General features: G+C 66.4%; 9 protein-coding genes. 8 read left to right on the forward strand and 1 reads right to left on the reverse strand.

All coding sequences use genetic code 11. From position 1 onward, the window contains the following. The first annotated feature begins 99 nt into the window (after positions 1 to 99). From B2X67_RS00680 to B2X67_RS00695, 4 genes are read left to right on the forward strand one after another with little or no spacing between them, the layout of a single operon-like run. A complete protein-coding gene (locus tag B2X67_RS00680) occupies positions 100 to 1113 on the forward strand; it encodes a class 1 fructose-bisphosphatase (RefSeq protein ID WP_090225601.1) in 1014 nt (337 codons plus the stop codon). Further along, positions 1103 to 1723: a DUF924 family protein gene (locus tag B2X67_RS00685; protein ID WP_286784340.1), complete on the forward strand. Its 621-nt coding sequence runs from the start codon at positions 1103 to 1105 to the stop codon at positions 1721 to 1723. The genes B2X67_RS00680 and B2X67_RS00685 overlap by 11 nt, the downstream gene beginning before the upstream one ends. Positions 1724 to 1755: 32 nt before the next feature. Then, complete coding sequence (gene bamE, locus B2X67_RS00690) at positions 1756 to 2007, forward strand: outer membrane protein assembly factor BamE domain-containing protein (protein WP_282341027.1); 252 nt, start codon at positions 1756 to 1758, stop codon at positions 2005 to 2007. Positions 2008 to 2018: 11 nt separating this feature from the next. Then, positions 2019 to 2555 (forward strand): lipocalin family protein, encoded by a 537-nt coding sequence (locus tag B2X67_RS00695; RefSeq protein ID WP_286784296.1) that lies wholly within the window; start codon positions 2019 to 2021, stop codon positions 2553 to 2555. A 1-nt stretch (position 2556) separates the two neighbouring features. Here the strand turns inward: B2X67_RS00695 and B2X67_RS00700 are convergent, their stop codons facing one another. Continuing rightward, positions 2557 to 2937 (reverse strand): DUF2141 domain-containing protein, encoded by a 381-nt coding sequence (locus tag B2X67_RS00700; protein WP_286784297.1) that lies wholly within the window; start codon positions 2935 to 2937, stop codon positions 2557 to 2559. 90 nt (positions 2938 to 3027) lie between these two features. Between B2X67_RS00700 and B2X67_RS00705 the strand changes: the two genes are divergently transcribed. Genes B2X67_RS00705 through B2X67_RS00720 form a run of 4 tightly spaced genes read left to right on the forward strand, consistent with a single transcriptional unit; the run spans position 3028 to position 6515 of the window. After that, complete coding sequence (locus B2X67_RS00705; protein WP_282341033.1) at positions 3028 to 3945, forward strand: dialkylrecorsinol condensing enzyme; 918 nt, start codon at positions 3028 to 3030, stop codon at positions 3943 to 3945. A gap of 17 nt (positions 3946 to 3962) precedes the next feature. Continuing rightward, complete coding sequence (locus B2X67_RS00710; protein ID WP_286784298.1) at positions 3963 to 5120, forward strand: beta-ketoacyl-ACP synthase III; 1158 nt, start codon at positions 3963 to 3965, stop codon at positions 5118 to 5120. Continuing rightward, a complete protein-coding gene (locus tag B2X67_RS00715) occupies positions 5110 to 5517 on the forward strand; it encodes a hypothetical protein (RefSeq protein WP_286784299.1) in 408 nt (135 codons plus the stop codon). The genes B2X67_RS00710 and B2X67_RS00715 overlap by 11 nt, the downstream gene beginning before the upstream one ends. Next, positions 5514 to 6515 carry a BtrH N-terminal domain-containing protein gene (locus B2X67_RS00720; protein WP_286784300.1) on the forward strand — a complete coding sequence of 334 codons (1002 nt, stop codon included), beginning with the start codon at positions 5514 to 5516 and terminating at the stop codon, positions 6513 to 6515. The genes B2X67_RS00715 and B2X67_RS00720 overlap by 4 nt, the downstream gene beginning before the upstream one ends. The last annotated feature ends 57 nt before the right edge of the window (positions 6516 to 6572 follow it).

Genomic DNA, 6572 nt, shown 5'->3' on the forward strand with positions numbered 1-6572 from the left:
TTCGCTGAACTCCGCGCAGGCAGCCCGGTCTGACGCAGCATCGCCTGCCGAGTCGCGCTAAACTGCGCGGGTTTTTCCCCTTCATACCTGGAGTCGTCCATGTCCCGCGTTTCCCTCAGCCGCTACCTGATCGAGCAAACCCGCAGTCACAACACGCCGGCTGACCTGCGCTTCCTCATCGAGGTGGTGGCGCGTGCCTGCAAGGAAATCAGCCATGCGGTCTCCAAAGGCGCGCTGGGCGGCGTGCTGGGCAGCATGGGCACCGAGAACGTGCAGGGCGAAGTACAGAAGAAGCTCGACGTGCTCTCCAACGAGATCCTCCTGGAAGCCAACGAGTGGGGCGGCACCCTGGCCGGCATGGCGTCCGAAGAAATGGACAACGCCTACCAGATTCCCGGCCAGTACCCGAAAGGCGCCTACCTGCTCACGTTCGACCCGCTGGACGGCTCCTCGAACATCGACGTCAACGTCTCGGTCGGCACCATCTTCTCGGTGCTGCGCTGCCCGGGCGAATGCTTCAGCCAGAACGAGCCGCTGGGCGAGGAAGCCTTCCTCCAGCCCGGCACCAAGCAGGTCGCCGCCGGTTACGCCATCTACGGTCCGCAGACCATGCTGATCCTGACCTTGGGCGACGGCGTGAAGGGCTTCACCCTGGACCGCGAGATGGGCAGCTGGGTGCTCACCCACGACGACATCCGCGTGCCGGAAAGCACCGCCGAGTTCGCCATCAACATGTCCAACCAGCGTCATTGGGAAGCCCCGGTGCAGCGCTACGTGAACGAGTTGCTCGAAGGCAAGGCCGGCCCGCTGGGCAAGGACTACAACATGCGCTGGATCGCCTCGATGGTGGCCGACGTGCATCGCATCCTGACCCGTGGCGGCCTGTTCATGTACCCGCGCGATTCGCGCGATCCGTCCAAGCCCGGCAAGCTGCGCCTGATGTACGAGGCCAACCCGATGTCGATGCTGATCGAACAGGCCGGCGGCGCGTCCACCGACGGCCACCAGCGCATCCTCGATATTCAGCCGACCTCGCTGCACCAGCGTGTCGCCGTCTACCTCGGCTCCAAGGAAGAGGTCGAGCGCGTGACCGGGTATCACCATCAGGCCTGACTCCGGAACGCCAGCACCCTGGCAACCGCTGCTGCAGTGGTGGTTCGGCGAGGACGGCACGGCGAGCCAGATCGCCGCGCAGCGGAACCGCCTGTGGTTCGGCTACCGCCAGGCTCAGGATGCCGAAGCCCGAGAGCGCTTCGGCGGGCTCACCGCCCAGGCGTTGCAGGGCGAGCTGGACGACTGGGCGCAGACGCCCGACGGCTGGCTGGCGCTGCTGATCCTGCTCGATCAGCTTCCCCGGATGATCCATCGCGGTAAGCCCGAAGCCTTCGCCGGTGATGCCGCTGCCCGGGCGCTGCTCGATCTTGGCCTGGCGCACGGCTTGGCCAGCGCGTTGGCGCCGATCCGGCAGGTGTTCTGCTATCTGGTGCTGGAGCACGCCGAGGACCTCGACCGCCAGGAACGCGGCGTGGTGGCGTTCGCCGCACTCGCGGACCTGCACCACGACGAGGAGCGCGCGATCTTCGACGATTTCCTTGCCTTCGCCCGCAAGCACCGCGACGTGATCGCCCGTTTCGGCCGCTTTCCCCATCGCAACGAGATCCTCGGTCGGCTGTCCACCGATGAGGAAAAAGACTTTCTGCGTCGGCCCGGTTCGCGCTTCTGAGCCGCGGCCTTTCCAATCAGGAGCATCACACCATGTCCTTGCGCTTCTCCGCCGTACTGGCCTGCCTGCTGATAGCCGGCTGCAGCAAGATCAACCAGGAAAACTACGCCAAGATCGGCCCCGGCATGAGCAAGGCCGAAGTCGAGGCGCTGCTCGGCGAGCCGACCGAATGTTCAGGCGCCATGGGTGTGTCCAGCTGCACCTGGGGCGACCAGAAAACTTTCATCAGCGTGCAGTACGCCGCCGGCAAGGTAGTGATGTTCTCCGGCCAGGGCCTCAAGTAAAGGAGTTCGCCATGCGCCTGCTGTTCGCTGTTTTCTTCGCCCTGTTGCTCAGCGCCTGCGCGTCCGGCGATGCGCCACCGCCGCCGCGTACCGTCGCTGCGGTCGACCTGCAGCGCTACCAGGGCACCTGGTACGAACTGGCGCGCCTGCCGATGTTCTTCCAGCGCAATTGCGTGCAGTCCGAGGCCCGCTACAGCCTGCGGGCCGACGGCGCCGTTAGCGTGCGCAACCGCTGCAAGACCGACAGTGGCGAATGGCAGGAGGCGGTCGGCGAGGCCGTGCCGCAGGTCGAGGGGCGCACGGACAAGCTCTGGGTACGGTTCGACAATTGGTTCAGCAGGCTCTTCCCCGGCCTGACCCGCGGCGAGTACTGGGTGCTCTACCTGGACGACGACTACCGCACCGCGCTCGTCGGCCACCCGAACCGCAAGTACCTGTGGTTGCTCTCGCGCACGCCCGAGGTCGACGCCGCCGCCCGCGAGCGTCTGCTCGGCGTGGCCCGCGAGCAGGGATACGACGTCAGCCAACTGATCTGGCGGCAGCCGTAGTCTACTGGCGGCGACTTTGCAGGCGGATGCTCAGCACGGAGTCCCGCTCGCCGTGGGTGAGCAGGCACTCCTCGGGTCGGGGCTTGCCGCTTAGCAGCGAGGGGTTGCCGGAGAAACCCACCGGCTCCAGCGGCAGGCCGCGTGGGCTGAGGTTCAGTTGGCCGTTGCCGTCGAGGTCCTGGTAGACCTGCACGGCGTAGCGGCCGGCGGGCACTTCGCGCAGCACCAGAACCGCCTCGTTCCCCTGCAGCGTGCGCAGGGGTTGCTCCGCCCATTCCTCGCTGTCGTCAGGCAGCAGCGCGACGTGCACGTCGCCGGCCTTCTGCCGTCCCTCGAGAATCAGGCGGATATCGCCGGCGAACACCGTCCCGCCCAAGGCCATCCATAGCAGCGCGCAATATGTCGTCTGGGTTACGGTTCGAAAAAAGGTCTGTGGCATAATTCGCAACATTTTGCAGGGAATTGGCAGGGTATGCGTCAGGTGCTGGTGGTCCATTACTCGCAAACCGGCCAGCTGAATCGGCTGGTTCAATCGGTTTGCGCGCCGTTGCAGGCGGATGCCGGCATCCAGGTGGATTTCCTGCCGCTCGAGCCCGCCCAACCTTACCCGTTCCCCTGGCCGTTTCTCGGTTTTTTCCGCATCTTTCCCGAAACCGTGCTGATGAAGCCGCAGCCGCTGCGGCCTCTAGCGGTGGATGCCGGGAAAGACTACGACCTGATCATCCTTGCCTACCAGGTCTGGTTCCTTTCGCCGTCGCTGCCGCTGACCAGCTTCCTCGCGTCACCGGAGGCGGCGCGCCTGCTGCGCGGGCGGCCCGTGGTGACGCTGATCGGCTGTCGCAACATGTGGCTGATGGCGCAGGAGAAGGTCAAGGCCAGGCTGGCACAGCTGGGCGCACGCCTGCTCGACAACGTTGCCCTCACCGACGCGTGCGGCACCGCCGCCAGCTTCCTCGCCACGCCGCTGTGGATGTTCACCGGCCGCCGCAAGCCCTATCACTGGGTGCCTGAAGCCGGTATCGCGGACGCGGAGATCAGCGCGGCCAGCCGTTTTGGCGAGGCCATCGCGCGACGCCTGTCGGCCGACGCGCTGCCACTCGAGCAACCCATGTTGCGTGGGCTCGGCGCGGTCAAGGTGGACGAGAAACTGATCGGCAGCGAGACCGTGGGCAACCGCAGCTTTCAGTTGTGGAGCCGCCTGCTCAGCGCGCTGGGCCCGCAGCAGAGCCGTCGGCGCGGCGCCGGGCTGGTGCTCTATATCGTCTTTCTGATCAGCCTGATCATCACCGTGGTGCCCGCCGGCGCACTGCTGAAGAAGGTGCTGGCGCCGCTGTTCAAGGCGCGGACGCAGCGTCAAAAGGACTACTTCGCCGGCCCGTCCGGCGAGTGACTTGACCGAGGAATCCCGTGGTTCAACCTGTATTCATCAATCGCATCAGTGCCTTCCTGCCCCACGATGCCGTCGACAACGAGCAGATGGAGGCGCGCCTGGGCCTGGTCGGCGGCAAGCCGTCGCGGGCGCGCAAGCTGGTCCTGCGCAGCAACGGCATCACCGGGCGCCATTACGTGATCGACCCCGCCACGGGCGAGCCGAGCATGAGCAACGCGCAGCTCAGCGCCGAGGCGATTCGCGGCCTGGCCGGGGAGGGTTTCGCGCTGGATGCGCTCGATTGCCTGGTCGCCAGCAGTTCCTCGCCCGACCAGGTGATGCCCAACCATGCGGTGATGGTTCACGGCGAACTGGGCAATCCCCCCTGCGAGGTGGTGTCCACCGCCGGTATCTGCCTGTGCGGCATGAGCGCGCTGAAGTACGCCTGGATGAGCGTCGCCAGCGGCGAGAGCCGCAACGCCGTGGCCTGCGGGTCGGAGGTGGCCTCGACGCTGATGCAGGCTCGCAACTTCAACGCCGAATACGAAAGCCGCGTCGACGACCTGGAAAGCCACCCGGAGATCGCCTTCGAGAAGGACTTCCTGCGCTGGATGCTCTCCGACGGCGCCGGCGCGGTGCTCCTGCAGGGTAGGCCGAATGCGCGCGGGCTGAGCCTGCGCGTCGACTGGATCGACATCTACTCCTTCGCCGACCAGATGCCGCCGTGCATGTACGCCGGCGCCGACATGCAGGACGACCAGCTGACCGGCTGGAGCCGCTTCGACGCCGAGGAACGCAACCGCCGCTCGGTGATGGCGATCAAGCAGAACGTCAAGCTGCTCAACGAGAACATCGTCAAGTACACCGTCGAGCAGGCGTTGCAGCGGATCATGGCGCGCCGCGAACTGCGCGTCGGCGACATCGAACATTTCCTCCCGCACTACTCCTCGCAGTTCTTCCGCGAGCGCCTCGCCGTCGGCCTGGCCAACGCCGATCTGCCGATCCCCCAGGAACGCTGGTTCACCAACCTGACCCGCAAGGGCAACACCGGCGCGGCCTCGATCTTCATCATGCTCGAGGAGCTGTTCAACGGCGGCGGCCTTCGCAGCGGCGAGCGGCTGCTCTGCTACGTGCCGGAAAGCGGGCGCTTCTCCAGCGCCTTCATGCACCTGACGGTGGTCGGCGATGAAGCTTGACGAGGTTCCGCAGGATCACAGCTCCACCTACGGCGGGCACAGCAAGCTGGTCTACGCGGTGGATGCCAGCGGCCACTACCAGCGCGCTCAGAGCGATGGCTGGAAGCCCGAGGCCTATGCCACGCAACTGGCGGTCGCCGAGATGGAGGCCCACGAGGCCGAAGCGCTGGGCGCCTGGCAGCGTGGCGAGGCATCGCCGCTGAAATGCCTGATGTACCGCTATCGTCTGGACGAACCGGCGCTGGGACAGATCACCGGCCTCTGGCAGTGGCGCATCCGCCGGCACTTCCGTGCGGAGGTGTACCGCCGTCTGCCGGCATCGATACTGGCGCGTTACGCGGAGGCGTTCGGTCTGCCGCTCGAGGAACTGCTGGGCTACCAGAAGGATTTGGCATGACCGTTTTCCAACACCGCCAGAGCGCCCATTGCGAAAGTGGCGTGATGGCCAGCCTGCTGACCCACGCCGGGCTGCCGATGAGCGAGCCGATGGCGTTCGGCCTCGCCTCCGGGCTGGCGTTCGCCTACCTGCCGATCGTCAAGCTCAGCGGCATGCCGCTGATCGCCTACCGCATGCCGCCGCGTCACCTGATCAAAACGCTGAGCAAGCGTCTCGGCGCGCGGTTGCACAGCCGCACCTTCGGTAATCCGGAGCAGGGCCGCCGCGAACTGGACGCGGCGCTCGACGCCGGCCGCCTCGCCGGCCTGCAGAGTTCGGTGTTCTGGCTGCCGTACTTTCCGCCGGAAATGCGCTTTCACTTCAATGCGCACAACCTGCTGGCCTACGGCCGCGAGGGCAACGACTACCTGATCAGCGACCCGGTGTTCGAGCAGCCGATGCGCTGCGCCGCCGAGGACCTGCAGAAGGCGCGCTTCGCCAAGGGCGCGCTGGCCGCCAAGGGGTTGATGTATTGGCTCGACGACGTGCCGCTGGAGCAGGACTGGGATCGCCTGATCCGCAAGGGCGTGCTGGCCACCACGCGCATCCTCGACGGCATGCCGCTGCCGTGGATCGGCATTCGCGGCATCCAGCACCTGGCCGATCGCGTCGCCCGGCTCGATCCGGCGCAGGCCAAGTACAACCGTCTGTACCTGACCCACATCGTGCGCATGCAGGAAGAGATCGGCACCGGCGGTGCGGGTTTTCGCTTCATGTACGCCAGCTTCCTCCAGGAAGCCGGCGAAAAGCTGGGCGACGCGACCCTGGGTGAAGCCTCGGCGCGGCTGACCGCCATTGGTGATGAGTGGCGCCAGTTTGCCTCGGCCTGCGTACGGGCCAGCCGCAGCAAAACCGAAGCGCCGAACTTTGCGCCGATTGCCGATTCGTTGCGGGGGATTGCCTTGCAGGAGCGGGCGTTGATGAAAGAACTGGGGGCGTGGGCGAAGCGCAAGGGCTGATGCTGGCGTATGGGCTAGCGAATCGTGCGTTGGCTGGCCCTCTCCCCCCGCCCTCTC

Origin of the sequence: Pseudomonas sp. UBA3153 (assembly GCF_002364635.1) — a bacterium.
In the GTDB taxonomy this organism is placed as follows: domain Bacteria; phylum Pseudomonadota; class Gammaproteobacteria; order Pseudomonadales; family Pseudomonadaceae; genus Pseudomonas_O; species Pseudomonas_O kuykendallii.